Origin of the sequence: Hymenobacter sp. BT18 (assembly GCF_012273015.1) — a bacterium.
In the GTDB taxonomy this organism is placed as follows: domain Bacteria; phylum Bacteroidota; class Bacteroidia; order Cytophagales; family Hymenobacteraceae; genus Hymenobacter; species Hymenobacter lutimineralis.
The window spans coordinates 1,848,235-1,872,436 of record NZ_CP050954.1 but is presented as its reverse complement, the minus strand read 5'-3'; the positions used below and the strand labels follow the sequence as shown (position 1 = coordinate 1,872,436).

Here is a 24,202-nt window from a genome sequence, read left to right as displayed (position 1 = left end):
CTGACAGGCCCAAGGTAACGGTTTTACCGCTACGCTGGGTTGGATTCTCTCAGTGTCCATTTCCTAACCCCACATACATTGGCTACACCGAAAGCACAGACAGGCCTGCAAAAATTGCAAGCTGCTGACGAGCGGATCAACTTCGCCAAGATTAAAAAGGTTATTGAGTACCCGGATTTCCTGGACGTGCAGGTTCGCTCGTTCATGGACTTCTTCCAGTTGGAAACGGCTGCCGAGAACCGGACCGATGAGGGCCTTTTCAAAGTGTTTGCCGAGAACTTTCCGATTTCGGACTCGCGCGAAAACTTCGTGCTGACCTTCATGGATTACCACGTGGATCCGCCGAAGTACTCCGTAGACGAGTGCATCGACCGGGGCCTGACGTACTCCGTACCACTGAAAGCTAAGTTGCGCCTGGTCTGCAACGACTCGGACAACGAGGATTTCGAAACGATTGAGCAGGAAGTGTTCCTGGGAAATATTCCCTACATGACCGAAAAAGGCTCCTTCGTTATCAACGGTGCGGAGCGCGTTATTGTGTCGCAGCTGCACCGCTCGCCGGGCGTGTTCTTTGCCCAGAGCAAGCACACCAACGGTACCAAGCTGTATTCGGCGCGTATTATTCCGTTCAAAGGCTCGTGGATTGAATTTGCCACGGACGTAAACAACGTGATGTACGCCTATATCGACCGGAAGAAGAAATTCCCGGTTACCACGCTGCTGCGTGCCATCGGCTACGGCACCGACAAAGACATTCTCGACCTGTTCGGGCTGTCGGAAGAGGTGAAAGCCGACAAGAAAATCCTGAAGAAAGCCGTAGGCCGCAAGCTGGCTGCCCGGGTGCTGCGCACCTGGACGGAAGACTTCGTTGACGAGGATACCGGCGAGGTAGTTTCCATCGACCGGAATGAGGTGCTCCTGGAGCGCGACTCGACCATCGAGGAAGAAGATATTGACACCATCCTGAATGCCGGAGCCAAGTCGGTTATCCTGCACCGCGAAAACGTCAACATCGCCGACTTCGCCATCATCTACAACACGCTGCAGAAGGACAACTCCAACTCGGAGAAGGAAGCTGTAGAGCAAATCTACCGTCAGCTGCGGAATACCGAAGCGCCCGACGAAGAAACTGCCCGTGACATCATCCAAAAGCTGTTTTTCTCGGATAAGCGTTACGACCTCGGCGACGTAGGCCGTTACCGCATCAACAAGAAGCTCGGCATCGACACCGGTTGGGACGCCCGCGTACTCACGAACGAGGACATCGTGCTCATCGTGAAGTACCTGATCGGTCTGATCAACTCGAAGGCCATTGTCGATGACATTGACCACTTGAGTAACCGCCGCGTGCGTACGGTAGGGGAGCAGTTGTACGCTCAGTTCGGCGTGGGCCTGGCCCGGATGGCGCGTACCATCAAGGAGCGCATGAACGTGCGCGACAACGAGGACTTTAAGCCCGTTGACCTGATCAACGCCCGCACGCTGTCGTCGGTAATCAACTCGTTCTTCGGCACCAACCAGTTGTCGCAGTTCATGGACCAAACCAACCCGCTGGCCGAGGTGACGCACAAGCGTCGCGTATCGGCGCTCGGGCCGGGAGGTCTGTCGCGCGAGCGAGCTGGTTTCGAAGTACGTGACGTTCATTACACGCACTACGGCCGCCTCTGCACCATCGAAACGCCGGAAGGACCGAACATCGGTCTGATTTCGTCGCTGTGCGTGCACGCCCGCGTGAACTCCATGGGCTTCATCGAAACTCCCTACCGCACCGTGGAAAACGGTAAGGTAGACACCACGGAGAACGTGAAGTACCTGACGGCCGAAGAAGAGGATACCCACCACATTGCGCAGGCCAACGCCCGCATTGATGAGCAGGGCAACTTCATCAACGACCTAGTAAAAGGCCGCTTCGAAGGTGACTTCCCCGTAGTAGGCCCCACAGAGTACAGCTACATGGACGTGGCCCCGAACCAGATTGTGTCGGTGGCAGCTTCGCTGATTCCGTTCCTGGAGCACGACGATGCTAACCGCGCTCTGATGGGCTCGAACATGCAACGTCAGGCCGTACCGCTGCTGAAAGCCGAAGCTCCCATAGTGGGCACCGGTCTGGAAGGCCGCGTGGCTATTGACTCCCGTACGCTGGTAGTGGCCGAGGGCGACGGCGTAATTGACTACGTAGATGCTAACCGCATCGTGGTGAAGTACGACCTGACGGAAGATGATATCCTCGTAAGCTTCGACGCTGAGAAGATTTCGTACGACCTGATCAAGTTCCGTCGCACCAACCAGGATACCTGTATAAACCTGACGCCCCTCGTGAAGAAGGGTGAGCGGGTGACCAAAGGACAGCCCCTCTGCGAAGGCTACGGCACGAACAAAGGTGAACTGGCCCTGGGCCGCAACATGCAGGTGGCCTTCATGCCGTGGCAGGGCTACAACTTCGAGGACGCCATCGTTATTTCGGAGAAGGTAGTTCGCGACGACATCTTCACCTCGATTCACATTGAGGAGTTTGAGCTGGAAGTTCGCGAGACCAAGCGCGGCGAAGAAGAGCTGACTTCGGAAATTCCGAACGTAAGCGAAGAAGCTGTGCGTAACCTCGACGACAACGGCATCATCCGCCTGGGCGCGGAGGTTCGCGAAGGCGACATCCTGATCGGTAAGATTACGCCTAAGGGCGAAACCGACCCGACCCCGGAGGAGAAGCTGCTCCGCGCCATCTTCGGCGACAAAGCCGGCGACGTGAAGGATGCCTCCCTTAAGGCGCCACCTTCCCTGAACGGGGTAGTTATCGGCACTAAGCTGTTCTCGCGTCCGAAGAAAGACAAAAACCTGCGGGCCAAGTCGAAGAAGGAAGTCGAAGAGCTGAAGGATTCGTACGCTCGCGAGCTGCGCGGCATCAAAGCCGTTATGATCGACAAGCTGGTGCAGCTGTTGGAAGGCAAAACCTCCCAGGGCGTGAAGCACAAGTTCGGCGACGAAATCATCTCGAAGGGCGTAAAATTCGGCAAGAAGAACATTGCCGAAAACCTGTTCCCCGACAAGAACCCCTACAAGGACGAGAGCAACTACGCGGTTCCCGAAGAGGTGAACATGTTTAAGGACCTCGTGCTGGAAGGCTGGACGGCCGATGCCCGCGTGAACAGCATGGTAACCGAGCTGGTGAAAAACTACGCCAAGAAGCGTAACACCATCACGGCCCGCTTCAAGCGCGACCGGTTCACGCTGGAAGTAGGGGACGAACTGCCCGCTGGTATCGTGCAGCTGGCCAAAGTGTACATCGCCAAGAAGCGCAAGCTGAAGGTGGGTGACAAGATGGCTGGTCGTCACGGTAACAAAGGGGTAGTGGCCCGCATCGTGCGCGATGAGGACATGCCCTTCCTGCCCGACGGCACCCCGATGGACATCGTGCTTAACCCGCTGGGGGTACCAAGCCGGATGAACATCGGTCAGATTTACGAGACCGTACTGGGCTGGGCTGGCCTGAAGCTGGGCCGCACCTACGCTACCCCGATTTTCGACGGTGCTACCGAAGAGGAAGTATCCCGCGAACTGACGGAAGCCGGGCTGCCGCACTTCGGCCGTGCTTACCTGCACGATGGTCTGACGGGTCAGCGCTTCGACCAGCCGGTAACCGTGGGCGTGATTTACATGCTCAAGCTCGGTCACTTGGTTGACGACAAGATGCACGCTCGTTCCATCGGGCCGTACTCGCTCATTACGCAGCAGCCGCTGGGTGGTAAGGCGCAGTTCGGTGGTCAGCGCTTCGGGGAAATGGAAGTGTGGGCGCTGGAAGCCTTCGGTGCTTCCAACGTGCTGCAGGAAATCCTCACCGTGAAGTCGGATGACGTGGTAGGTCGGGCCAAAGCGTACGAAGCCATTGTAAAAGGCGACGTACTGCCCAAGCCCAATATCCCCGAGTCATTCAACGTACTCATCCACGAGTTGCGCGGTCTGGCCCTGGAAATCACGCTTGACTAAGGTTTGAAGGGGTGGCTGCTGGTGCGCAAGTATCGGCAGCCACCTCTTTCAAGACTTATTATATAGAGTACCCGCGGTTCGGGAAACCGATAACACTTACTGCCGGCGTCGTTCCGAGATAAGGTCAGAACGGCCTCAACCTCCGATAGTAATTGGCCGCAACCTCAAGTACCCGACCTGGCGGAAAACTACTGCGCGGCGTACCTATCCGACCCGCAGAGCACTTTTCGCAGAGTCAACCTGTTTTGTTCTTTCCGACCATTCTTAAGACTGGCGGAACCAACCAACAGATAAAAGCCACCAGCTAACAACAGCTACCCTACATGGCGTTTGCAAAAAACAAGAAACTGGTACAGGACTTCTCGAAAGTTACCATTTCGCTGGCCTCCCCCGAATCCATTCTGGAGCGGTCGAACGGTGAAGTAGTAAAGCCCGAGACGATCAACTACCGGACGTACAAGCCCGAGATGGGCGGCCTGTTTTGCGAGCGGATTTTCGGTCCCGTGAAGGACTGGGAATGCCACTGCGGCAAATACAAGCGGATTCGCTACAAAGGCATTATCTGCGACCGTTGCGGCGTGGAGGTGACCGAGAAGAAAGTACGCCGGGAGCGGATGGGCCACATCGAACTGGTGGTGCCCGTAGCGCACATCTGGTACTTCAAGTCCCTGCCCAATAAAATCGGCTACTTGCTGGGCCTGCCCACCAAGAAGCTCGACCAAATCATTTATTACGAGCGGTATGTAGTCGTACAGCCGGGCGTGCTGGGTGAAGAAGGCGTGCAGCAGCTCGACTTCCTCACCGAAGACGAATACCTCGACATCATCGACAAGCTCCCCCGTGAGAATCAGATGCTGCCGAACGAGGACCCCAACAAGTTCATTGCCCGCATGGGTGCTGATGCCTTGCAACTCCTGTTGGAGCGCATCAACCTGGACGAGCTGTCGTACTCGCTGCGGGACTCTGCCGCCCACGAAACTTCGCAGCAGCGTAAGGCTGAGGCTCTGAAGCGGCTTCGCGTAGTAGAAGCCTTCCGCGACGCCGCTACCCGCGTGGAAAACAAGCCCGAGTGGATGGTTATCCGCATGGTGCCCGTTATTCCCCCGGAGTTGCGTCCCCTCGTTCCGCTGGATGGTGGCCGTTTCGCCACGTCCGACTTGAACGACCTGTACCGTCGCGTTATCATCCGCAACAACCGCCTCAAGCGCCTGATCGAAATCAAGGCTCCCGAGGTGATTTTGCGGAATGAGAAGCGCATGCTGCAGGAAGCCGTGGATTCGCTGTTCGACAACTCGCGTAAGGTGAATGCCGTGCGCGCTGAAGGCAACCGCGCTCTGAAGTCGCTGTCCGATATGCTGAAAGGCAAGCAGGGCCGCTTCCGTCAGAACCTGCTCGGTAAGCGTGTTGACTATTCGGGTCGTTCGGTAATCGTCGTTGGTCCTGAGCTGAAGCTGCACGAGTGCGGTCTGCCCAAGAACATGGCGGCCGAGTTGTTCAAGCCGTTCATCATCCGCAAGCTCATCGAGCGCGGCATCGTGAAGACGGTGAAGTCGGCCAAGAAGATTGTCGACCGCAAGGACGCCGTAGTATGGGACATCCTGGAGAACGTGCTGAAAGGCCACCCAGTGCTCCTGAACCGGGCTCCAACCCTGCACCGCTTGGGTATCCAGGCGTTCCAGCCCCGCCTCATCGAGGGTAAGGCTATCCAGTTGCACCCGCTGGTTTGTACGGCCTTCAACGCTGACTTTGACGGTGACCAGATGGCTGTGCACGTTCCCCTGGGACCGGCCGCTATCCTGGAAGCCTCTATGCTCATGCTGGCTTCGCACAACATCCTGAACCCCGCCAACGGCGCGCCCATCGCGGTACCGTCGCAGGACATGGTACTCGGGCTGTACTACGTGACCAAAGGCAAGCGCAGCACCGAAGACGAGAAAATCGACGGGGAGGGCATGATGTTCTACTCCGATGAGGAAGTAGTTATTGCCATCAACGAAGGCATTCTGTCGAAGCACGCTTACATTAAGGTGCGCACGCAGGTTCGGGACGAAGACGACAACCTCGTAACGAAGATTATTGAGACGGTTGCCGGCCGCGTGCTGTTCAATCAGCTGGTGCCCGCCGAAGTAGGTTTCGTAGATGAGCTGCTGACCAAGAAAAAGCTGCAGCAAATCATTTCGATGGTGTTTAAGCGGACCGGCATGGCCCGCACCGCGCAGTTCCTCGACGACATCAAGACGCTGGGCTTCCAGTCGGCTTACAAAGGTGGTCTGTCGATGGGTCTGGGTGACATCAACATCCCGAAAGAGAAAGACGCCCTTATTGCGCAGGCTCAAGCCGACGTAGCTGCCGTAACGCAGAACTACCAGATGGGTCTGATTACCGACAACGAACGGTACAACCAGGTTATCGACATCTGGACTCGCATCAACAACCAAATCACTGAAACCCTCATGGGTCGCCTCGAAAAGGAGAACCAGGGCTTCAACTCGATTTACATGATGATGCACTCCGGCGCCCGTGGTTCGCGCGAGCAGATTCGTCAGCTCGGCGGTATGCGGGGTCTGATGGCTAAGCCGCAGAAGTCGCTGCAGGGTTCGGTAGGCGAGATTATCGAAAACCCGATTCTGTCGAACTTCAAAGAAGGCCTCGACGTAATCGAGTACTTCATCTCAACCCACGGTGCTCGTAAAGGTCTGGCCGACACGGCTCTAAAAACGGCTGACGCCGGCTACCTGACCCGTCGTCTGGTAGACGTATCGCAGGACGTAATCGTAAACGAAGTGGACTGCGGTACCCTGCGTGGCATCGAAACCTTCGCCCTGAAGGATAACGAGGACGTAGTAGAGCCGCTGGCCGAGCGTATCCTGGGCCGCGTAGCGGTACACGATATCATCGACCCCCTGACCGACGAAATCATCCTCACTGCGGGTGATGAAATCACGGAAGAGGTTACCCGCCGTATTGATGCTACTAGCATCGAATCGGTGGAAATCCGCTCGGTACTGACTTGCGAATCCAAGCGTGGTATTTGCGGCAAGTGCTACGGCCGTAACCTGTCATCGGGCCGCATGGTGCAGAAAGGTGAGGCTGTCGGCGTAATTGCTGCCCAGTCCATCGGTGAACCCGGCACCCAGCTCACGCTGCGTACTTTCCACGTAGGTGGTACGGCCTCTAACATTGCCGTAGAAGCCAGCCTGAAGGCCAAGTTCGCCGGTGTGGTAGAGTTCGAAGACATCCGGACCGTAGAAACTGCCAACCCCGACGGGGAGCCAGTGAAAGTGGTAATGGGTCGCTCGGGCGAAATCCGCATCGTGGAGAAAGGCACCGGCAAGGTGTTCATCTCCAACCACGTTCCTTACGGCTCGTTCCTGCTGGTTGAAGAAGGCCAGGAGGTAGAGAAAGGCACCGAGCTGAACAACTGGGACCCGTACAACGCCGTTATCCTGGCCGAGTTCGATGGTACCGTTCAGTACGACGCCATCACCGAAGGCATCACCTACCGCGAGGAGTCAGACGAACAGACTGGTCACCGCGAGAAAGTGATTATCGAATCGAAGGCTAAGGACCAGAACCCGGCCATCATCATTCGTCCTGGCAAGAAAGGCGACATGGAAGGTCACAAGGCCTACTCTATCCCGGTTGGCTCGCACTTGAACGTGGAGAATGGGGAGAAAATCAAGGCTGGTCAGATCCTGGCTAAGATTCCGCGTGCCGTGGGCAAAACCCGCGACATCACCGGTGGTCTGCCCCGCGTTACGGAGCTCTTCGAAGCCCGTAACCCCTCGAACCCGGCCGTTGTGGCCGAAATCGACGGTGTAGTAACCTACGGTACGGTGAAGCGTGGTAACCGTGAAATCTTCGTGGAGTCGAAAGACGGCGTGAAGAAAAAATACATGGTACCGCTGTCCAAGCACATTCTGGTGCAGGACAACGACTTCATCCGCGCGGGTTCGCCGCTTTCCGATGGTGCCATCACCCCGTCCGACATCCTGAGCATTCAGGGTCCGGGCGCCGTGCAGGAATACCTCGTGAACGAGATTCAGGAAGTGTACCGCCTGCAGGGGGTAAAAATCAACGATAAGCACATCGAGGTGGTCGTTCGCCAGATGATGCAGAAAGTGGTTATCCTCGACGCCGGTGATACGACCTTCTTGGAGCACCAGGTAATCGACAAGATTATCTTCATGGAGGAAAACGATACCATCATCGACATGAAGGTGGTAACCAACGCGGGCGACTCCACGAACCTGAAGCCCGGCCAGATTGTAACGGCTCGTCGCCTGCGCGACGAGAATAGCAGCCTGCGCCGCCGCGACCTGCAACTGGTAGAAGTACGCGACGCTCAGCCGGCCGTATCTCGTCCCACGCTGCAGGGTATCACGCAGGCTTCGCTGGGTACGCAGTCGTTCATCTCGGCCGCTTCCTTCCAGGAAACGACCAAGGTGCTGTCGGAAGCTGCCATCCGTGGCAAGGCCGACGAACTGCTGGGCTTGAAGGAGAACGTAATCGTAGGTCACCTCATCCCGGCTGGTACGGGTCTGCGCGAGTACACGCGTCAGATTGTGGGCTCGAAGGACGAGCTGGAAGCGCTGCAAGCGCCCAAAGCCGACGACGTGGTAGCTCCGGCTAAGCGTCCCGCCCGCGCCGCCCGCCGCGAGTCGGTGTAAGCGTTAAGGTGTAAGTAAAGGCAAAGCCGGTCGAAGCAATTCGGCCGGCTTTGCCTTTTAGCTTTGAAACTGTTACTATAAATACCCTGCTTAACCCATGCTTATGACGATATTATTAAATGAGTTAACTGTACAAGAAGCTATCAGCAATGCACTGCCCTTTCTATTTGGAATGGGTATTTTGGCTTTTAGCTTATATGTAGGGCTGATTATCTTCTTTGTTTTTGTGAGAAGTCAGTTTTTTTACAGACGGATGCTCGCGCTAGTGCTGGCCTTTTTGTTTGTAATTGTTGCGTTGCTACGTATTAAGAATGATGGTAATGAGTTCAGCATGGTGACTGCCTTTCTGTTTGTTCCATTCGTAATCGGTTTATTCACCGAATATCTTTCACACAAAAAATGACTTGCTTCTTTGGTAAGTCCTCAACCTAAGTCAACATGGCCCAGCAACCAACCGACCCCAACATACCCCAGGACCCGAACGCCATCAACATTGAACTGTCGGAAGCTATTGCCGAGGGCGAGTACGCCAACTTGGCCATGATTGCGCACAGCAGCAGCGAGTTCGTCATCGACTTTATCCGGCTGATGCCCGGGCTGCCGAAGGCCAAGGTAAAGTCCCGCGTCATCCTTACGCCGGAGCACGCCAAGCGGCTGCTGTCGGCGTTGCAGGAAAACATTGAGCGGTTCGAGCAGACGTTCGGGCCGGTGAAAGTGCAGAATGATTCGCCGAGCTACCCGATGGGCTTCGGCGGAGCGGTAGGGGAGGCTTAGCCTGAACGTACCAATGGGAAGGGCTTCTGCTGGGTGCAGAAGCCTTTTTTGTTGCTGTCAGCAAGCGAAAACAGGGCGGTTTACGGGCTGTAGCTGCGCTGTGCTGAAATCCTAAAATTAACTATTTCAACCTGTTTGCTATTTCAAAAGCAAGTCGATACCTTTGCAAGCCTAATTTTTTGGGAGTGAACCCCCCTAGACAAACCATTCCGTAAATGCCTACCATCAACCAGTTAGTACGAAAAGGCCGCGAGAAGCTGACGACCAAGTCGAAGTCGCCGGCTCTTGACTCGTGCCCGCAGCGCCGTGGCGTTTGCACCCGTGTGTACACTACCACGCCTAAGAAGCCGAACTCGGCTATGCGCAAAGTGGCCCGCGTGCGTCTCACCAACGGCAAAGAAGTTAACGCCTACATCCCTGGTGAAGGCCACAACCTGCAGGAGCACAGCATCGTGCTGATTCGTGGCGGCCGCGTAAAGGACCTTCCCGGCGTACGCTACCACATCATCCGGGGCGCCCTGGACACCGCCGGCGTAAACGGCCGTCTGCAGCGTCGCTCGAAATATGGCGCCAAGCGTCCGAAGCCCGGTCAGCCCGTGGCTACGGGTAAAGGCGGCAAACCCGCACCCGGCAAGAAAAAGTAATTGATACGAGTGTGGTAGCCCGAAGTGCTGGATAGCATATGGTTCTTATCCCACTCGTGGCTACTACCTACTCACATCTGAACCCATGAGAAAGTCAAAACCGAAAAAGCGCATCCTCCTGCCCGACCCCAAGTTTAAGGAGACGCTGGTAACCCGTTTCGTCAACTACATGATGTACGACGGGAAGAAAAACCTGGCCTACGGAATTTTCTACGATGCCTGCGAACTGGTTGAGCAGCGCACCAAGGAAAGCGGCCTGGAGATGTGGCGCAAAGCCCTCAACAACGTAATGCCGACCGTAGAAGTGAAGAGCCGCCGCGTAGGTGGTGCTACCTTCCAGGTGCCGATTGAAGTTCGCGCCGACCGTCGCATCGCCGTTGGTTCGAAGTGGCTGATTCAATACGCGCGTCGTCGTGGTGAGAAAACCATGAAAGACAAGCTGGCTGGCGAAATCATTGCCGCTGCCAAAGGTGAAGGTGCTGCCGTGAAGAAAAAGGACGACACGCACCGGATGGCCGAAGCTAACAAGGCCTTCTCGCACTTCCGCTTCTAATCAGTTGTTGGGGTTTTAGGGTCTTGGGGTCTTGGTTTTGTTCTGGTACAAACCGAACGACAACCAAGACCCTAAGACCCTAAGACCCTAAGACCCCAACAAAAATCATGGCTGTTAATAAAGACCTGCAATACCTCCGGAACATTGGGATTATGGCGCACATCGACGCCGGTAAGACCACGACCTCGGAGCGCATTCTCTACTATACCGGTAAGACCCACAAAATCGGGGAAGTGCACGAAGGTGCTGCTACGATGGACTGGATGGAGCAGGAGCAGGAGCGTGGTATCACCATCACGTCGGCTGCTACTACCACTTTCTGGAACTACCCGACCGACGCCAACGGCGACCCGACGCCGGAAACCAAGCAGTACAAAATCAACCTCATCGATACTCCCGGCCACGTTGACTTCACGGTAGAAGTTGAACGCTCGCTGCGCGTACTCGACGGTGCTGTTGCGTTGTTCTGCGCTGTTTCGGGCGTAGAGCCCCAGTCGGAAACTGTATGGCGCCAGGCTGACAAGTACAAGGTGCCCCGCATCTGCTTCGTCAACAAGATGGACCGTGCCGGTGCCGACTTCTTCAAGGCGGTTAACGAGATTAAGGAGAAACTGGGCGCTAACCCCGTGCCGCTGCAAATCCCGATTGGCGCCGAAGACACCTTCAAAGGCGTAGTTGACCTACTGACGGGCAAAGCCATTGTATGGGACGACGCTACCCAAGGCAAATCGTACCACGAAATCCCGGTTCCCGAGGATCTGGTGGAAACGGTAGCCGAGTGGCGCGAGAAGCTCATCGAAAGCGTAGCCGAGTACGACGACACGCTGATGGAGAAGTTTTTCGAAGATCCGGAGAGCATCACCCGCGAAGAAATGATGGTGGTAATCCGCAAAGCGGTTATCGACATGAAGTTCTCGCCCGTAATGTGCGGTTCGGCCTTCAAGAACAAAGGTGTGCAGTCGATGCTGGACGGCGTAATGGCCTACCTGCCTTCGCCGCTGGACATGCCCGCCATCATCGGTACCAACCCCGATACCGGCGAGGAAATCGAGCGTCACCCCGACAATGCCGAGCCTTTCACGGCCCTGGCGTTCAAAATTGCTACTGACCCCTTCGTGGGCCGTCTGTGCTTCTTCCGCTGCTACAGCGGCGTGCTGGACGCTGGCTCGTACGTGCACAACAACCGCACGAACAAGAAGGAGCGTATCTCGCGTCTCATGCAGATGCACTCCAACAAGCAGAACCCGATCGACAAAATCCAGGCTGGTGACATTGCCGCCGGTGTGGGTTTCAAAGACATCAAGACCGGTGACACGCTGACCGACGAAAAGTCGCGCATCGTACTCGAGTCGATGTCGTTCCCTGAGCCGGTAATCGGTTACGCCATTGAGCCCAAAACTCAGGCCGACGTGGATAAGATGGGTATGGCTATTGCCAAACTCGTGGAAGAAGACCCCACGCTGGTGGTACAGACTGATCCTGAGACGGGCCAGACCGTACTGAAAGGCATGGGCGAGCTTCACCTTGAAATCATCATCGACCGTATGCGTCGGGAGTTCAAGGTGGAAATCAACCAGGGTGCTCCACAGGTTGCGTACAAGGAGGTATTGACCAAAACGGTTGAACACCGCGAAACCTACAAGAAGCAGACGGGTGGCCGTGGTAAATTCGGTGACATCGTATTCGAACTCGGCCCCAAACTGGTCGATCCGGAGAAACCCGGTCTGGAGTTCGTAAACGACATCACGGGTGGTGTTATCCCCCGCGAATTCATCGCGCCGGTTCAGAAAGGTTTCGAAGAAGCCATGAAGAACGGTCCGCTGGCGGGCTTCCCCATCGAAGGCATGCGCGTGCGTCTGTTCTTCGGCTCGTACCACGATGTTGACTCGGACGCGCTGTCGTTCGAACTGGCTGCCCGCGGTGGTTTCCGCGAAGCTGGTAAGCTGGCCGGTCCGAAACTGCTCGAGCCTATTATGGCCGTAGAGGTAGTTTCGCCGGACGAGTACACGGGTTCCGTAACGGGTGACCTGAACCGTCGCCGCGGCATCATGAAGGGCATGGACACGAAAGGTGGCGCTAACGTTATCAAAGCTGACGTTCCGCTGTCGGAACTGTTTGGTTACGTAACGTCGCTGCGTACCATCTCTTCGGGTCGCGCTTCCGCCTCGCTGACGTTCTCGCACTACGATCAGGTGCCCAACAACCTTGCGGAAGCTATCATCGCCAAGCAAAAGGGTAACGCCATTCGCTAATACCGCTTTCATTCAACAGACATGAACCAGAAAATTCGCATCAAACTCAAATCCTACGACCACAACCTGGTGGACAAATCGTCGGAGAAGATCGTGAAGGCGGTGAAGGCTACGGGCGCTATCGTAAGCGGTCCGATTCCATTGCCGACCATTAAGGAGAAGTTCACCGTACTTCGTTCGCCCCACGTGAACAAGAAGTCGCGTGAGCAGTTCCAGCTCTGCACCTACAAGCGCCTCGTGGATATCTACTCGACTTCGTCGAAGACGGTAGATGCCCTGATGAAGCTTGAGCTGCCTAGTGGCGTAGACGTTGAAATCAAAGTCTGAGGACTGGTTTCTTTGATTAAGTAAGGAACACCCCGTAGAGCCACCTCTGCGGGGTGTTCTTTTTTTATCCTCAACTTAGCAGTCTCAATACCCTCTTCGTCGAAGCATGCAACGCCACGCACCTGCTTCCGGCTCTTCAAGTGCATATGCGTTTTTTGCCTGGTTATTTAAAAGACTCTACTGTGCTGTTGCGGCTAGCTGCGCTGAGCTGCGGAATCATTATGGTTGGGCTATTCACGGTGAATTTTTTTCGCGTCCTGACGAGCATTGGCATCGTTGCTCTTTTTATTGTGGCGCTTTTCTACCGGCTTACTTGCTCTGCTACCTATCGTAGCAAGTTCTCGGCCGTTTACTACAGCCTGTTAGGGGTATTTGGCTTAGTACTATTATCCGGACTACAAACACAGGTTGGGAATGCCGCTGAGTTCTGGCGGGGCGTCACGCTGCAGTTGCCTTTCCTAGTGCTTCCCCTTGCGTTTCTGTGGTTGCCTGGTCTGCCGGGACGTTACCTAGTGAGGTTGAACGTGTTTTTTATCACACTCGTCACTTTGTCTGCTCTGGGCAGTGCGGGTTATTATCTAAGTCATTTCGTCGAAATCAACCAGCGGTACCTAGAGTCGCAAATCATGCCAACGGCTCCGGACCATATCCGGTTTAGTTTAATGGTGACGTATGCGGTAGCAGCCGCAACGGTACTTGTAGGACGGAAGGTGGTAGACGGGCCGTGGCGTCGGTATTTGCTGGTGATTATTGCCTTCCTGGTTTTGTATCAGCATATGCTGGCCGTGCGCAGCGGCTTGCTAACGCTGTATGCACTGGCGGGTGTTGCCATTGGCTGGTTGCTGCTATGGCGGCGTAATGTGCGGCTCGCCGGGCTCATTGCTTCCCTGATGCTGCTTACCCCTATGGTGAGCTACGGGGTCTTTCCAACCTTTCGCAACAAGTTTCTTAATACCCAGGACGACGTGGGGCGCGTACGGCAAAGTACCTCGGCCAATAATTACTCCCTGGTAGGGCGGTTTTATTCCTATAAGGTAGCCTTGGAAATCTTTGAAGAGCATCCAGTGCTTGGCGTTGGCCGGGCCAACATGAAGCCGGCCATTGCCCAACAGTACCGCCAGCAGTTCCCCTCTATCTCCGAGGAGGCATATATCTTACCGCACAATCAGTTTCTCTATTACCTAGTTGCCTATGGTGGGCTGGGCGTACTGTTGTTTACGCTGTTCTTCTATTTCCCGGGTATTCGCATCTGGCCCCATTATTCGCCGTTGCTGTTAGCCCAGTACCTGATCATCACCTTATCCTTCCTAGTGGAGTACACCCTGGAAGCTCAGGTTGGGCTCACATTTGCCCTGCTGTTTATATTACTGGCTTTAAACGGGCAGGAGATGCCAGTCGAGCCGGAGCAACAGTGGCGGCCTCGCTAGCTCCCATTAACAGATTGTACTATTGGAATACCCGATAGGCAACGGAGGAGGCTCGTAGCTTAGGTAACCGAATACCAAATGATGCCGTCCGTTGCGAGAAATAGCCTGACACTGAACGACTAGAACACATAGGTGACTATTGCTAACTCCCTGAAAATATTTTAGAAAGGGGTTGGAAAATGCGCCAACAATTCCCTAGCTTTGCACTCCCATTCCGAAAACGCCGTTCGGGCGTTTTCGCTGTGTCATTTTATAAACCCCAAACGAATGCCTGGCATCATCGGTAAAAAAATCGGTATGACAAGCCTCTTCACTCCGGACGGGAAGAACATTCCCTGCACGCTCATCGAGGCGGGTCCGTGCGTAGTGACGCAGGTTAAGACCATCGAAACGGACGGCTACGCAGCCATCCAACTCGGCTACGGCGAGAAAAAAGCCAAGAACACCAACAAGCCCCTGGCTGGGCACTTCGCCAAAGCGGGCACTACGCCCAAACACAAACTCGTTGAGTTCCGCACCGACGAGGTATACGCAGCTGGCAGCGAAATCAACGCTACCCTCTTTGAGGAAGGCGAATTCGTTGACGTGGTAGGTACCTCCAAGGGCAAAGGTTTCCAGGGCGTAGTGAAGCGTTACAACTTCGCTGGTGTAGGCGGGCAGACCCACGGTCAGCACAACCGTCTGCGTCACCCCGGTTCTATCGGTGCCTGCTCCTGGCCCTCACGCGTATTCAAAGGAATGCGCATGGCGGGTCGTATGGGCGGCGACCGGGTGAAAATTCAGAACCTAAAGGTGCTGCGCGTAGTAGCCGACAAAAACCTAATCGTAGTAAGCGGTTCGGTTCCCGGCTCCCGGAACTCTTACGTGGTACTTGAAAAATAACCCCGAGAGATGGAACTGTCAGTATTAAATATCAAGGGTGAGGACACCGGCCGTAAGGTAACGCTGTCGGATGCCATTTTCGGCATCGAGCCCAACGAGCACGTAATGTACCTCGACGTAAAGCAGTACTTGGCCAACCAGCGCCAAGGCACGCACAAGTCGAAGGAGCGGAACGAAGTAAGCGGCACTACCAAGAAGCTGAAAAAGCAGAAAGGTACGGGCGGTGCCCGCGCTGGTAGCATGAAGTCGCCTGTTTTCATTGGTGGTGGCCGGGTATTCGGTCCTCAGCCCCGTGACTACGGCTTCAAGCTGAACAAAAAGACCAAGCGTTTGGCCCGTCTGTCGGCTCTGTCGACGCTGGCTCAGGATGGCAAAATCGCGCTGGTGGAAAACATTCTGCTGGACGCTCCCAAAACCAAAGAGTTTGTGAACATCCTGGCTGGTCTGAAGCTGAACAACGGCAAGAAGACCCTGCTGGTAACGGGCGAAGTTGATAAGAACGTGGTTCTGTCGGCTCGCAACGTGCAGAAAGTGAAAGTGGCAACGCCGGTGGCGCTGAACACGCACGACCTGCTGAACACCGACACGCTGCTGCTGTCGGAGGCTGGTCTCACGGCTCTGGAACAACTCTATACCTCCGCTGAATAATGAGCACGCTGAAAAAACCCATCGTGACCGAGAAGGCCACGGGCCTGAACGAAAAAGGGCAGTACGTTTTCCAAGTAGAGCGCACAGCCAATAAGGTTCAGATCAAAAAGGACATCGAGCAGCTGTACGGCGTGACGGTAACGGGCATCAGCACGATCCGCACCAACGGTAAGCTCAAGTCCAAGTTCACGAAGACCGGCGCCGTAGCAGGCCGCCGGGCACATGGCAAAAAAGCCATTGTTACCGTGAAGGAAGGCGACGTTATCGACTTCTACAACGGCATCTAAGGCTTCGCCTTCCTGCAATAGAGCATTTCTAAGCTAGCGTAATGGCACTCAAAAAACTAAGACCAACATCACCGGGTCAGCGCTTCCGCATCGCCCCGGCCTTCGACGAGATTACGACGTCGGAGCCGGAGAAGTCGCTGTTGGCACCCCTGAAAAAATCCGGTGGCCGCAATGGTGCGGGTAAAATGACCAACCGTTACATCGGTGGTGGTCACAAACAAAAATATCGTGTTATCGACTTCAAGCGGGATAAGGCTGGTGTTCCAGCTACCGTGAAGACGATTGAATACGATCCGAATCGGACGGCGCGCATTGCCCTGCTGAACTATGCCGACGGTGAGAAGCGTTACATCATCGCCCCCGCGGGTGTTGAGGTAGGCGCTACCGTGGTGTCGGGTACAGGTGCAGCTCCGGAAGTAGGCAACGCCCTTCCGTTGCGCGAAATCCCCCTGGGTACCATCGTGCACAACATCGAACTGATTCCCGGCAGCGGCGCTGCTATGGCTCGTTCGGCCGGCACGTACGCCCAGTTGGTGGCTCGTGAAGATCGGTATGCTACCCTGAAACTGCCTTCCGGTGAGATGCGCATGGTACTCGTTACCTGCATGGCTACCGTAGGAACTGTTTCGAACGGTGACCACATGAACGTACGTCTCGGCAAAGCCGGTCGTAACCGTTGGTTGGGCCGTCGTCCACGCGTACGTGGTGTAGCTATGAACCCTGTAGATCACCCCATGGGTGGTGGTGAAGGTCGTTCGTCGGGTGGTCACCCACGCAGCCGTAACGGCATCTTCGCTAAGGGTCAGAAGACGCGCAACAAGAACAAGTACTCTGAGCAGCTCATCGTTAACCGTAAAGGCAAGAAGTAAGCAATGGCACGTTCGCTAAAAAAAGGGCCGTACATTGACTTCCGGCTCGAGAAGAAAGTTTCGGCAATGGAAGACTCCGGCAAAAAGTCGGTGGTGAAGACTTGGTCTCGCCGCTCGATGATTTCGCCTGACTTCGTTGGCCACACCTTCGCCGTTCACAACGGCAATAAGTTCATCCCGGTTTATGTGACGGAAAACATGGTAGGACACAAACTCGGTGAGTTTGCTCCCACCCGCAACTTCCGTGGTCACATTGCCAAGAAAGATAAAGGCAAGCGCTAATCGATGGAAGCAGTAGCTAAACTCCGTAATGTGCCCACCTCGCCGCGCAAAATGCGCTTGGTGGCCAACCTGGTACGCGGTCAGAAAGTGACCCGTGCTTTGGGCCTGCTGAAATTCGAGGCAAACTCTGGTGCTGCCCGCGTCGAGAAACTGCTCCTGTCGGCTTTGGCCAACTGGCAGCAGAAGAACGAGGACGAGCGTATCGAAGATGCTAACCTCTACATCAAAGAGATTTTCGTGGATGAAGGCCGCCAGCTGAAGCGTCTGCGCCCCGCCCCCCAGGGCCGTGGCCACCGCATCCGCAAGCGCAGCAACCACGTGACGCTGATTCTGGATTCGAAAGTAGAACCGCTCGGTAGCAAAGCTGCCGCTCAGCAGGCTGCCGAAACCAAGTCTGCCGATAACGCCGCCGCTCCGAAGAAAACCACTCGTCGCAGCTCGGCCAAGAAATCCACTGAAACCACGGCAGAAGCCACCGCATAAGCACTATGGGACAGAAAGTAAATCCGGTTGGCTTCCGTCTGGGCGTCATCAAAGGATGGGACTCGAACTGGTACGGCGGCAAGGATTTTGCCGACAAGCTGGTGGAGGACGAGAAAATCCGCAAATACATCATGGCTCGTATCCCGAAAGGTGGCATTAGCCGCATCGTGATTGAGCGTACCCTGAAGCGTATCACCATTACCATCAACACGGCTCGCCCGGGGGTGGTAATCGGTAAAGGCGGTCAGGAAGTTGATAAGATCAAGGACGAACTGAAGCAGATTACCGGCAAAGACGTTCAGATCAACATCTTCGAAATTAAGCGTCCGGAACTCGACGCCAAGCTGGTAGGGGAGAGCATTGCCCAGCAGCTGCAGGCGCGTATCTCGTTCCGCCGCGCTATGAAGATGAGCATCCAGGCAGCTATCCGCGTTGGTGCCGAAGGCATCAAAATTCAGTGCGGTGGCCGTTTAGGTGGTGCTGAAATTGCTCGCTCCGAGCAATACAAGGAAGGCCGCACTCCGCTGCACACGCTGCGTGCCGATATCGACTATGCGCTGTCTGAAGCTCAGACGGTATATGGCAAAATTGGTATCAAGGTATGGATCATGCGCGGTGAGGTATTCGGCAAGCCCGATTTGTCGCCCAACCAAGTTCCTGCTAACCAAGGCAACGATACCCGTGGTGGTAACGACCGTGGCCCGCGTGGTGAGCGTGGCGACCGTGGCGGCGACCGTGGCCCACGTCGCGACCGGAATGACCGGGGTGGCGAAGGCCGTGGCGGTGACAACCGCGGTGGTCAGGGTGCCGGCGGCGGACAGCGCCGCAGCGGTGGTGGCCCCGGTGGCCAGAATCGTGGCGGTCAAGGTGGCGGCCCTCGTCGCTAGTCCTTTTCCTTTCTCTCGAATCTCAATTCAAGAATAACTCATGTTACAGCCGAAAAGGACCAAGTATCGCAAGATGCAAAAGGGTCGCGTGCATGGCCTAGCCTACCGCGGCAGCTCCATTGACTTCGGTTCGTTTGCCATCAAGTCGCTCGAAACGGCTTGGATCACGGCACGACAGATCGAAGCGGCCCGTATCGCCATGACCCGCGCAATGAAGCGTGAAGGCCAAGTGTGGATCCGGATTTTCCCCGATAAGCCAATCACCAAGAAACCAGCCGAAGTGCGGATGGGTAAGGGTAAAGGTTCCCCCGAGTACTGGGTAGCCGTAGTGAAGCCCGGCACCATCATGTTTGAATCGGATGGAGTTACCCTGGAGGTGGCGCAGGAGTCGCTGCGTCTGGCCGCGCAAAAACTGCCGGTACGTACGCAATTTGTTGTTCGTCGCGACTTTCAAGAAGCATAATCAAGATGAAGAACGCTGATATCCGTGCCCTCTCCGTTGAGGACCTGAAAAACCAGATCAAGACCGAACAGACCAATGGCCAGAGCCTGCGCTTCGCGCACGCTATTTCGCCCCTGGAAAACCCGATCCGTCTGAAGCAAAGCCGCAAGAATGTTGCCCGTCTGCTGACCGAGTTGAAGCGTCGCGAGAACGAGCAGACTACTAACCCTGCTAACTAACGATGGCAAGCAACGAAGAACAGCAGGCAACTACCGCCCCCGAGCGGAACCTGCGCAAAGAAATCATCGGGCGCGTTTCCTCCTCCAAGATGGACAAATCCATCACGGTAGTTGTGGAAAGCAAAATGAAACACCCGATCTACGGCAAGTTCGTTACCAAGTCGACCAAATTCATGGCCCACGACGAGAACAACGAATGTGGCGAAGGGGATACGGTTCGCATCATGTCGACCCGTCCGCTGAGCAAGAACAAACGCTGGAGATTGGTAGAAATCGTAGAACGCGCCAAGTAAGATGATACAGCAAGAATCCCGTCTGACCGTCGCTGATAACAGCGGCGCCAAAGAAGTTCTCTGCATCCGTGTCCTCGGTGGCACGGGCAAGAAATACGCCAGCGTAGGCGACAAGATCGTAGTAGCCATCAAGTCGGCTATTCCGTCTGGCAACGCCAAAAAAGGCGCTGTATCGAAAGCTGTAGTAGTGCGCACGAAGAAAGAAATCCGCCGCAAGGACGGTTCTTATATCCGCTTCGACGACAACGCAGCCGTACTGCTCAACAACAACGACGAGCCCCGCGGTACCCGCATCTTCGGCCCCGTGGCCCGCGAACTGCGCGAGAAGCAGTTCATGAAGATTGTTTCGCTGGCCCCTGAAGTTCTCTAAGCAATGGCAACGAAAACGAAAGCAACGCCCGCGAAACTGCATGTGAAAACCGGTGATACCGTTCTGGTAATTGCTGGTGACGAGAAAGGCAAAACCGGTGTTATCAAATCGGTGAACCGCTCGACGCAGCGTGTTATCGTGGAAGGCCTGAACCTGGTGACTAAGCACAACAAACCCAGTGCAAAGAACCCCCAGGGCGGCATTACGAAGATTGAAGCCGGCATTCACGTGAGCAACGTGAAGGCGGTGGAATCGACCAACCGCTAACCTGCCCTACCACAATGGCTCGACTCAAAGAGAAATACCAAAAAGAAGTAGTACCGGCGCTCCAGGAGAAATTCCAGTTCAAGAGCATCATGCAGGTACCACGCATCACCAAGATCTGCATCAACCGCGGTATCGGCGCAGCCGTAGCCGACAAGAAGCTGGTCGACAACGGAGTGGACGAGCTGACCATCATCACCGGTCAGAAAGCCGTTCCTACCATCGCCAAGCGCTCAGTGTCGAACTTCAAACTGCGTGAAGGCATGCCTATCGGTGCGCGTGTAACGCTCCGCGGCAATCAGATGTACGAGTTCCTCGACCGTCTGCTGACTGTAGCGCTGCCCCGCGTGCGTGACTTCAAAGGCATCAACGACAAAGGCTTCGATGGCCGTGGTAACTATACCCTAGGCATCAAGGAGCAAATCATCTTCCCGGAAATTTCGATTGACAAAATCAAGTCGATTGCCGGTATGGATATTACCTTCGTAACGACGGCCGAAAACGACGAACAGAGCTACGAGCTGCTGCGCGCCTTCGGAATGCCGTTCGCTAACGCCAAGAAACAAAACAATGGCTAAGGAATCGATGAAAGCCCGGGAGCGGAAGCGCGTTGCTGTCGTAGCCCGTTATGCCGAGAAGCGCAAGGCCCTGAAAGCGGCTGGCGACTACGAAGGTCTGGACAAACTGCCCCGCAATGCTTCGCCCGTGCGTTTGCACAACCGCGACAAAATTGACGGCCGCCCCCGTGGCTATATGCGCAAGTTCGGCATCAGCCGGGTGCGCTTCCGCGAAATGGCGCTGGCCGGCAAGATTCCTGGCGTGACCAAGTCTAGCTGGTAGTACCACTGCTGTTGTCTTCCTTCGTTTTTTGAGCAAGACAACATTACATGGCAGGTTGCCAAAAGAAACCATTGGCCGAGCCTTCATAAGCCGAGCCGAGTAGTCTTAACCGAAAATTTCGTCGCCCCTTTCTGTGGCGGCGAAATTTTCCTATCTTTGCGGCCCCTAGAATTAGGAGCTTCTTTTCTACATTCTCAATGAATACAGATCCAATTGCCGACTACCTGACCCGGGTACGCAATGCCATCAAGGCAAACCACCGGGTAGTAGAGATTCCGGCCAGCAACATCAAAAAGGAAATCACGAAAGTGCTCTACAAAAAAGGGTACATTCAGAGCTACCGTTTTGATGATGCCGCAGTACAAGGCACGATCAAAATCGCGCTGAAGTACAACCCCACTACCAAGGCTCCTGCCATCACCAAGTTGGAGCGCATCAGCTCGCCTGGTCTGCGCACGTATGCTCACGTAGAAAACCTGCCCCGCGTACTGAGCGGCTTGGGTATTGCAATTCTGTCGACGTCCAAGGGCGTGATGACGGAGAAAGAGGCGAAAGCCGAAAACGTGGGCGGCGAAGTGCTGTGCTACGTCTACTAATCTGAAAGGAAAACGAGACTATGTCACGCATTGGTAAACTGCCCATCAGCCTGCCCGCCAACGTGCAGGTTGAAGTGAGCAACGAAAATACGGTAACCGTAAAGGGCCCGAAAGGCACTTTGGTGGTTCCGGTGGACCGCGACATCATCGTGGCCCAGGAAGACGGCCAGCTGGTTGTTTCCCGTCCGACGGAACAGAAGCGCCACAAGGCTATGCACGGTCTCTACCGCTCGCTGCTGAACAACGCCATCAGCGGCGTTAGCAACGGTCTGGAAGAGAAGCTGGAGCTGGTAGGTGTAGGTTACAAAGCCTCGATGGCTGGTAACACCCTGGAACTTGCGCTGGGCTATTCGCACAACATCTTCCTGGCACTGCCGAAAGAGGTAACTGCAACGGCGGTAACTGAAAAGGGTAAGAACCCTATCGTTACCCTCACCAGCATCGATAAGCAACTGCTGGGTCAAGTAGCTGCTAAAATTCGTTCCCTGCGTAAAGTTGAGCCTTACAAAGGCAAAGGCGTACGCTTCGTGGGCGAGCAGATTCGTCGTAAGGCTGGTAAAACGGCTTCGAAATAACATCACACCATGGCTTTCGATAAAGCAACTAGAAGAAAACGGATCCAGCGCATCATCCGCACTAAGGTGGCTGGCACGTCCGAGCGCCCGCGTTTGTCGGTGTTTCGCAGCAATACGGGCATCTACGCTCAGATTATTGACGACACCATCGGCCGCACGCTGGCAGCTGCTTCCTCGAAGCACGTTTCGGTGGAAGGGGGCAACGGAGTCGCCCTCGCCGCCGCAGTCGGCAAAGAGCTTGCCGCCCGTGCTCAGGAAAAAGGCATTACGAAAGTGGTATTTGACCGTTCGGGTTACCTCTACCACGGCCGTGTAAAATCATTGGCAGAAGGTGCCCGCGAAGGCGGCCTTAATTTCTAACGCATCATGGCAGAATTCAACAACAACCGTGGTGGCGGTAATGACCGGGGCGGCAACGACCGTCGTGGTGGTGGAAACGACCGAGGCGGTAACCGTGACCAGGCTCCCCGCGCGGCCGAGTCCGATCTGAAAGAAAAAGTGGTTGCTATCAACCGCGTAGCGAAAGTAGTAAAGGGCGGTCGTCGCTTCAGCTTCTCCGCCATCGTGGTAGTAGGTGACGGCAACGGCACCGTAGGCTACGGCCTCGGCAAAGCCAACGAAGTAACGGACGCCATTGCTAAAGGCATTGACGACGCGAAGAAGAACTTGGTGAAAGTGCCGCTGTACAAGCACACTGTTCCTCACGTGATGGAAGGCAAGTACTCCGGTGGTTTCGTACTGGTTCAGCCAGCTGCTGCCGGTACCGGCGTAATTGCTGGTGGTGCTATGCGTGCTGTGTTCGAAAGCGCCGGCATCAAAGATGTACTGGCCAAGTCGAAAGGCTCGTCTAACCCCCACAACGTGGTGAAGGCAACCTTCGACGCGCTGCTGAAAATGCGTGACCCCATGCAAATTGCACAGGCTCGCGGTATCACACTCGCCCAAGTATTTAACGGTTAAGAGTCAGATGGCGCAGATCCAAATTAAACTCGTGAAAAGCGTTATCGACCGCCCAGAGCGTCAGAAACGCACGGTGAAGGCCCTTGGCCTCGGCAAAATGGGTAGCACCAAGAGCGTGGAGAACACGCCTCAGGTTGCTGGCATGGTAAACGCCGTGAAACACCTGTTGGAAGTAACCGAACTGTAGGAAGTATCTCGATCATGAATCTCAGCAATCTCAAACCCGCCGTTGGTGCTACCCGCAATGAGAAGCGTGTAGGCCGTGGTACGGGTTCCGGCCGTGGCGGCACTTCAACGCGCGGTCATAAAGGTGCCAAGTCCCGCTCGGGCTACTCCAAAAAGTCCGGCTTCGAAGGTGGCCAGATGCCCCTGCAGCGCCGCGTGCCTAAGTTCGGCTTCAAGAGCCTGAACCGCGTGGAGTACAAAGCCATCAACTTGGACGTACTGGCTAGCCTCACTGAGGGTGGCGTTACTACCTTGGATTCGGCTTTCTTCGTAAATGCTGGTCTGGCCTCGAAAAACGCCAAGATTAAAATTCTGGGTCGTGGCGAAATTGCTACGGCGGTGGAAGTACACGCCCACGCCTTCTCAAAATCGGCTGTAGAAGCCATTGAGAAAGCCGGTGGTAAAGCTGTGACGCTGTAAAGTCATAATCGG

The 24,202-nt window shown here is 55.4% G+C and carries 27 protein-coding genes and 2 pseudogenes; all 29 read left to right on the top strand.

What is annotated here, in order from left to right; all coding sequences use genetic code 11:
• Positions 1 to 114: 114 nt before the first annotated feature.
• The 29 genes and pseudogenes from rpoB (at position 115) to rplO (ending at position 24,190) form a co-directional block, all read left to right on the top strand.
• Positions 115 to 3,981, top strand: a complete 3,867-nt coding sequence (gene rpoB / locus HER32_RS07885; protein WP_168681485.1) for a DNA-directed RNA polymerase subunit beta — start codon at positions 115 to 117, stop codon at positions 3,979 to 3,981.
• Between the two features lie 323 nt (positions 3,982 to 4,304).
• Positions 4,305 to 8,651: a DNA-directed RNA polymerase subunit beta' gene (gene rpoC / locus HER32_RS07880; protein WP_168681484.1), complete on the top strand. Its 4,347-nt coding sequence runs from the start codon at positions 4,305 to 4,307 to the stop codon at positions 8,649 to 8,651.
• A gap of 103 nt (positions 8,652 to 8,754) precedes the next feature.
• Positions 8,755 to 9,054: a hypothetical protein gene (locus tag HER32_RS07875; RefSeq protein ID WP_168681483.1), complete on the top strand. Its 300-nt coding sequence runs from the start codon at positions 8,755 to 8,757 to the stop codon at positions 9,052 to 9,054.
• Between the two features lie 35 nt (positions 9,055 to 9,089).
• Positions 9,090 to 9,425 carry a DUF3467 domain-containing protein gene (locus tag HER32_RS07870; protein WP_168681482.1) on the top strand — a complete coding sequence of 112 codons (336 nt, stop codon included), beginning with the start codon at positions 9,090 to 9,092 and terminating at the stop codon, positions 9,423 to 9,425.
• Positions 9,426 to 9,640: 215 nt separating this feature from the next.
• The gene (rpsL, locus tag HER32_RS07865; RefSeq protein WP_054410986.1) at positions 9,641 to 10,069 is read left to right on the top strand and encodes a 30S ribosomal protein S12; all 429 of its coding nucleotides are present in this window, start codon (positions 9,641 to 9,643) and stop codon (positions 10,067 to 10,069) included.
• A gap of 85 nt (positions 10,070 to 10,154) precedes the next feature.
• Positions 10,155 to 10,622: a 30S ribosomal protein S7 gene (gene rpsG, locus HER32_RS07860; protein WP_149069438.1), complete on the top strand. Its 468-nt coding sequence runs from the start codon at positions 10,155 to 10,157 to the stop codon at positions 10,620 to 10,622.
• A 107-nt stretch (positions 10,623 to 10,729) separates the two neighbouring features.
• The gene (gene fusA / locus HER32_RS07855) at positions 10,730 to 12,874 is read left to right on the top strand and encodes an elongation factor G (protein ID WP_168681481.1); all 2,145 of its coding nucleotides are present in this window, start codon (positions 10,730 to 10,732) and stop codon (positions 12,872 to 12,874) included.
• 21 nt (positions 12,875 to 12,895) lie between these two features.
• Positions 12,896 to 13,201 (top strand): 30S ribosomal protein S10, encoded by a 306-nt coding sequence (gene rpsJ / locus HER32_RS07850; RefSeq protein ID WP_044016018.1) that lies wholly within the window; start codon positions 12,896 to 12,898, stop codon positions 13,199 to 13,201.
• Between the two features lie 146 nt (positions 13,202 to 13,347).
• Positions 13,348 to 14,628, top strand: coding sequence for an O-antigen ligase family protein (locus tag HER32_RS07845; RefSeq protein WP_149069436.1), 1,281 nt, complete (start codon positions 13,348 to 13,350; stop codon positions 14,626 to 14,628).
• A gap of 267 nt (positions 14,629 to 14,895) precedes the next feature.
• The gene (gene rplC, locus HER32_RS07840) at positions 14,896 to 15,510 is read left to right on the top strand and encodes a 50S ribosomal protein L3 (protein WP_168681480.1); all 615 of its coding nucleotides are present in this window, start codon (positions 14,896 to 14,898) and stop codon (positions 15,508 to 15,510) included.
• Positions 15,511 to 15,519: 9 nt separating this feature from the next.
• Positions 15,520 to 16,158 (top strand): 50S ribosomal protein L4, encoded by a 639-nt coding sequence (gene rplD, locus HER32_RS07835; protein ID WP_149069434.1) that lies wholly within the window; start codon positions 15,520 to 15,522, stop codon positions 16,156 to 16,158.
• A complete protein-coding gene (gene rplW, locus HER32_RS07830) occupies positions 16,158 to 16,445 on the top strand; it encodes a 50S ribosomal protein L23 (RefSeq protein ID WP_149069433.1) in 288 nt (95 codons plus the stop codon). The genes rplD and rplW overlap by 1 nt, the downstream gene beginning before the upstream one ends.
• A gap of 41 nt (positions 16,446 to 16,486) precedes the next feature.
• Positions 16,487 to 17,314 (top strand): 50S ribosomal protein L2, encoded by an 828-nt coding sequence (gene rplB / locus HER32_RS07825; protein WP_149069432.1) that lies wholly within the window; start codon positions 16,487 to 16,489, stop codon positions 17,312 to 17,314.
• 3 nt (positions 17,315 to 17,317) lie between these two features.
• Positions 17,318 to 17,596 (top strand): 30S ribosomal protein S19, encoded by a 279-nt coding sequence (gene rpsS / locus HER32_RS07820; protein ID WP_149069431.1) that lies wholly within the window; start codon positions 17,318 to 17,320, stop codon positions 17,594 to 17,596.
• 3 nt (positions 17,597 to 17,599) lie between these two features.
• Positions 17,600 to 17,989, top strand: a pseudogene (gene rplV, locus HER32_RS07815) (50S ribosomal protein L22); the annotation flags it as partial.
• A gap of 95 nt (positions 17,990 to 18,084) precedes the next feature.
• Positions 18,085 to 18,966, top strand: a complete 882-nt coding sequence (gene rpsC / locus HER32_RS07810) for a 30S ribosomal protein S3 (RefSeq protein WP_168681479.1) — start codon at positions 18,085 to 18,087, stop codon at positions 18,964 to 18,966.
• A 40-nt stretch (positions 18,967 to 19,006) separates the two neighbouring features.
• Entirely contained in the window at positions 19,007 to 19,429 is a 423-nt protein-coding gene (gene rplP, locus HER32_RS07805) for a 50S ribosomal protein L16 (protein ID WP_149069428.1), read from the top strand.
• Between the two features lie 5 nt (positions 19,430 to 19,434).
• Positions 19,435 to 19,647: a 50S ribosomal protein L29 gene (rpmC, locus tag HER32_RS07800; RefSeq protein WP_149069427.1), complete on the top strand. Its 213-nt coding sequence runs from the start codon at positions 19,435 to 19,437 to the stop codon at positions 19,645 to 19,647.
• 2 nt (positions 19,648 to 19,649) lie between these two features.
• Complete coding sequence (gene rpsQ / locus HER32_RS07795; RefSeq protein WP_168681478.1) at positions 19,650 to 19,940, top strand: 30S ribosomal protein S17; 291 nt, start codon at positions 19,650 to 19,652, stop codon at positions 19,938 to 19,940.
• 1 nt (position 19,941) lies between these two features.
• Positions 19,942 to 20,310 (top strand): 50S ribosomal protein L14, encoded by a 369-nt coding sequence (gene rplN, locus HER32_RS07790; RefSeq protein WP_045688459.1) that lies wholly within the window; start codon positions 19,942 to 19,944, stop codon positions 20,308 to 20,310.
• Between the two features lie 3 nt (positions 20,311 to 20,313).
• Positions 20,314 to 20,562: pseudogene (rplX, locus tag HER32_RS07785) on the top strand (50S ribosomal protein L24); the annotation flags it as partial.
• Between the two features lie 29 nt (positions 20,563 to 20,591).
• Positions 20,592 to 21,152, top strand: coding sequence for a 50S ribosomal protein L5 (gene rplE, locus HER32_RS07780; protein ID WP_149069424.1), 561 nt, complete (start codon positions 20,592 to 20,594; stop codon positions 21,150 to 21,152).
• Positions 21,145 to 21,414, top strand: a complete 270-nt coding sequence (gene rpsN, locus HER32_RS07775) for a 30S ribosomal protein S14 (protein ID WP_149069423.1) — start codon at positions 21,145 to 21,147, stop codon at positions 21,412 to 21,414. Before rplE ends, rpsN begins: the two co-directional genes overlap by 8 nt.
• Before the next feature lie 197 nt (positions 21,415 to 21,611).
• Positions 21,612 to 22,010, top strand: a complete 399-nt coding sequence (rpsH, locus tag HER32_RS07770) for a 30S ribosomal protein S8 (protein ID WP_149069422.1) — start codon at positions 21,612 to 21,614, stop codon at positions 22,008 to 22,010.
• A gap of 20 nt (positions 22,011 to 22,030) precedes the next feature.
• Positions 22,031 to 22,585 (top strand): 50S ribosomal protein L6, encoded by a 555-nt coding sequence (rplF, locus tag HER32_RS07765; protein WP_149069421.1) that lies wholly within the window; start codon positions 22,031 to 22,033, stop codon positions 22,583 to 22,585.
• Positions 22,586 to 22,594: 9 nt separating this feature from the next.
• Complete coding sequence (gene rplR / locus HER32_RS07760) at positions 22,595 to 22,945, top strand: 50S ribosomal protein L18 (protein WP_168681477.1); 351 nt, start codon at positions 22,595 to 22,597, stop codon at positions 22,943 to 22,945.
• A gap of 6 nt (positions 22,946 to 22,951) precedes the next feature.
• The gene (gene rpsE, locus HER32_RS07755; RefSeq protein WP_232066431.1) at positions 22,952 to 23,545 is read left to right on the top strand and encodes a 30S ribosomal protein S5; all 594 of its coding nucleotides are present in this window, start codon (positions 22,952 to 22,954) and stop codon (positions 23,543 to 23,545) included.
• 7 nt (positions 23,546 to 23,552) lie between these two features.
• On the top strand, positions 23,553 to 23,732 hold the full coding sequence (gene rpmD, locus HER32_RS07750) for a 50S ribosomal protein L30 (RefSeq protein WP_149069419.1): 180 nt from the start codon (positions 23,553 to 23,555) through the stop codon (positions 23,730 to 23,732).
• 14 nt (positions 23,733 to 23,746) lie between these two features.
• Positions 23,747 to 24,190, top strand: a complete 444-nt coding sequence (gene rplO / locus HER32_RS07745) for a 50S ribosomal protein L15 (protein WP_149069418.1) — start codon at positions 23,747 to 23,749, stop codon at positions 24,188 to 24,190.
• Positions 24,191 to 24,202: the final 12 nt, after the last annotated feature.

Excerpts from the sequence above, each read along its gene's own strand:
- rpoC (WP_168681484.1), top strand. The coding sequence starts at position 4,305 with ATGGCGTTTGCAAAAAACAAGAAACTGGTACAGGACTTCTCGAAAGTT.
- HER32_RS07875 (WP_168681483.1), top strand. The coding sequence starts at position 8,755 with ATGACGATATTATTAAATGAGTTAACTGTACAAGAAGCTATCAGCAAT.
- HER32_RS07870 (WP_168681482.1), top strand. The coding sequence starts at position 9,090 with ATGGCCCAGCAACCAACCGACCCCAACATACCCCAGGACCCGAACGCC.
- rpsL (WP_054410986.1), top strand. The coding sequence starts at position 9,641 with ATGCCTACCATCAACCAGTTAGTACGAAAAGGCCGCGAGAAGCTGACG.
- rpsG (WP_149069438.1), top strand. The coding sequence starts at position 10,155 with ATGAGAAAGTCAAAACCGAAAAAGCGCATCCTCCTGCCCGACCCCAAG.
- fusA (WP_168681481.1), top strand. The coding sequence starts at position 10,730 with ATGGCTGTTAATAAAGACCTGCAATACCTCCGGAACATTGGGATTATG.
- rpsJ (WP_044016018.1), top strand. The coding sequence starts at position 12,896 with ATGAACCAGAAAATTCGCATCAAACTCAAATCCTACGACCACAACCTG.
- HER32_RS07845 (WP_149069436.1), top strand. The coding sequence starts at position 13,348 with ATGCGTTTTTTGCCTGGTTATTTAAAAGACTCTACTGTGCTGTTGCGG.
- rplC (WP_168681480.1), top strand. The coding sequence starts at position 14,896 with ATGCCTGGCATCATCGGTAAAAAAATCGGTATGACAAGCCTCTTCACT.
- rplD (WP_149069434.1), top strand. The coding sequence starts at position 15,520 with ATGGAACTGTCAGTATTAAATATCAAGGGTGAGGACACCGGCCGTAAG.
- rplW (WP_149069433.1), top strand. The coding sequence starts at position 16,158 with ATGAGCACGCTGAAAAAACCCATCGTGACCGAGAAGGCCACGGGCCTG.
- rplB (WP_149069432.1), top strand. The coding sequence starts at position 16,487 with ATGGCACTCAAAAAACTAAGACCAACATCACCGGGTCAGCGCTTCCGC.
- rpsS (WP_149069431.1), top strand. The coding sequence starts at position 17,318 with ATGGCACGTTCGCTAAAAAAAGGGCCGTACATTGACTTCCGGCTCGAG.
- rpsC (WP_168681479.1), top strand. The coding sequence starts at position 18,085 with ATGGGACAGAAAGTAAATCCGGTTGGCTTCCGTCTGGGCGTCATCAAA.
- rplP (WP_149069428.1), top strand. The coding sequence starts at position 19,007 with ATGTTACAGCCGAAAAGGACCAAGTATCGCAAGATGCAAAAGGGTCGC.
- rpmC (WP_149069427.1), top strand. The coding sequence starts at position 19,435 with ATGAAGAACGCTGATATCCGTGCCCTCTCCGTTGAGGACCTGAAAAAC.
- rpsQ (WP_168681478.1), top strand. The coding sequence starts at position 19,650 with ATGGCAAGCAACGAAGAACAGCAGGCAACTACCGCCCCCGAGCGGAAC.
- rplN (WP_045688459.1), top strand. The coding sequence starts at position 19,942 with ATGATACAGCAAGAATCCCGTCTGACCGTCGCTGATAACAGCGGCGCC.
- rplE (WP_149069424.1), top strand. The coding sequence starts at position 20,592 with ATGGCTCGACTCAAAGAGAAATACCAAAAAGAAGTAGTACCGGCGCTC.
- rpsN (WP_149069423.1), top strand. The coding sequence starts at position 21,145 with ATGGCTAAGGAATCGATGAAAGCCCGGGAGCGGAAGCGCGTTGCTGTC.
- rpsH (WP_149069422.1), top strand. The coding sequence starts at position 21,612 with ATGAATACAGATCCAATTGCCGACTACCTGACCCGGGTACGCAATGCC.
- rplF (WP_149069421.1), top strand. The coding sequence starts at position 22,031 with ATGTCACGCATTGGTAAACTGCCCATCAGCCTGCCCGCCAACGTGCAG.
- rplR (WP_168681477.1), top strand. The coding sequence starts at position 22,595 with ATGGCTTTCGATAAAGCAACTAGAAGAAAACGGATCCAGCGCATCATC.
- rpsE (WP_232066431.1), top strand. The coding sequence starts at position 22,952 with ATGGCAGAATTCAACAACAACCGTGGTGGCGGTAATGACCGGGGCGGC.
- rpmD (WP_149069419.1), top strand. The coding sequence starts at position 23,553 with ATGGCGCAGATCCAAATTAAACTCGTGAAAAGCGTTATCGACCGCCCA.
- rplO (WP_149069418.1), top strand. The coding sequence starts at position 23,747 with ATGAATCTCAGCAATCTCAAACCCGCCGTTGGTGCTACCCGCAATGAG.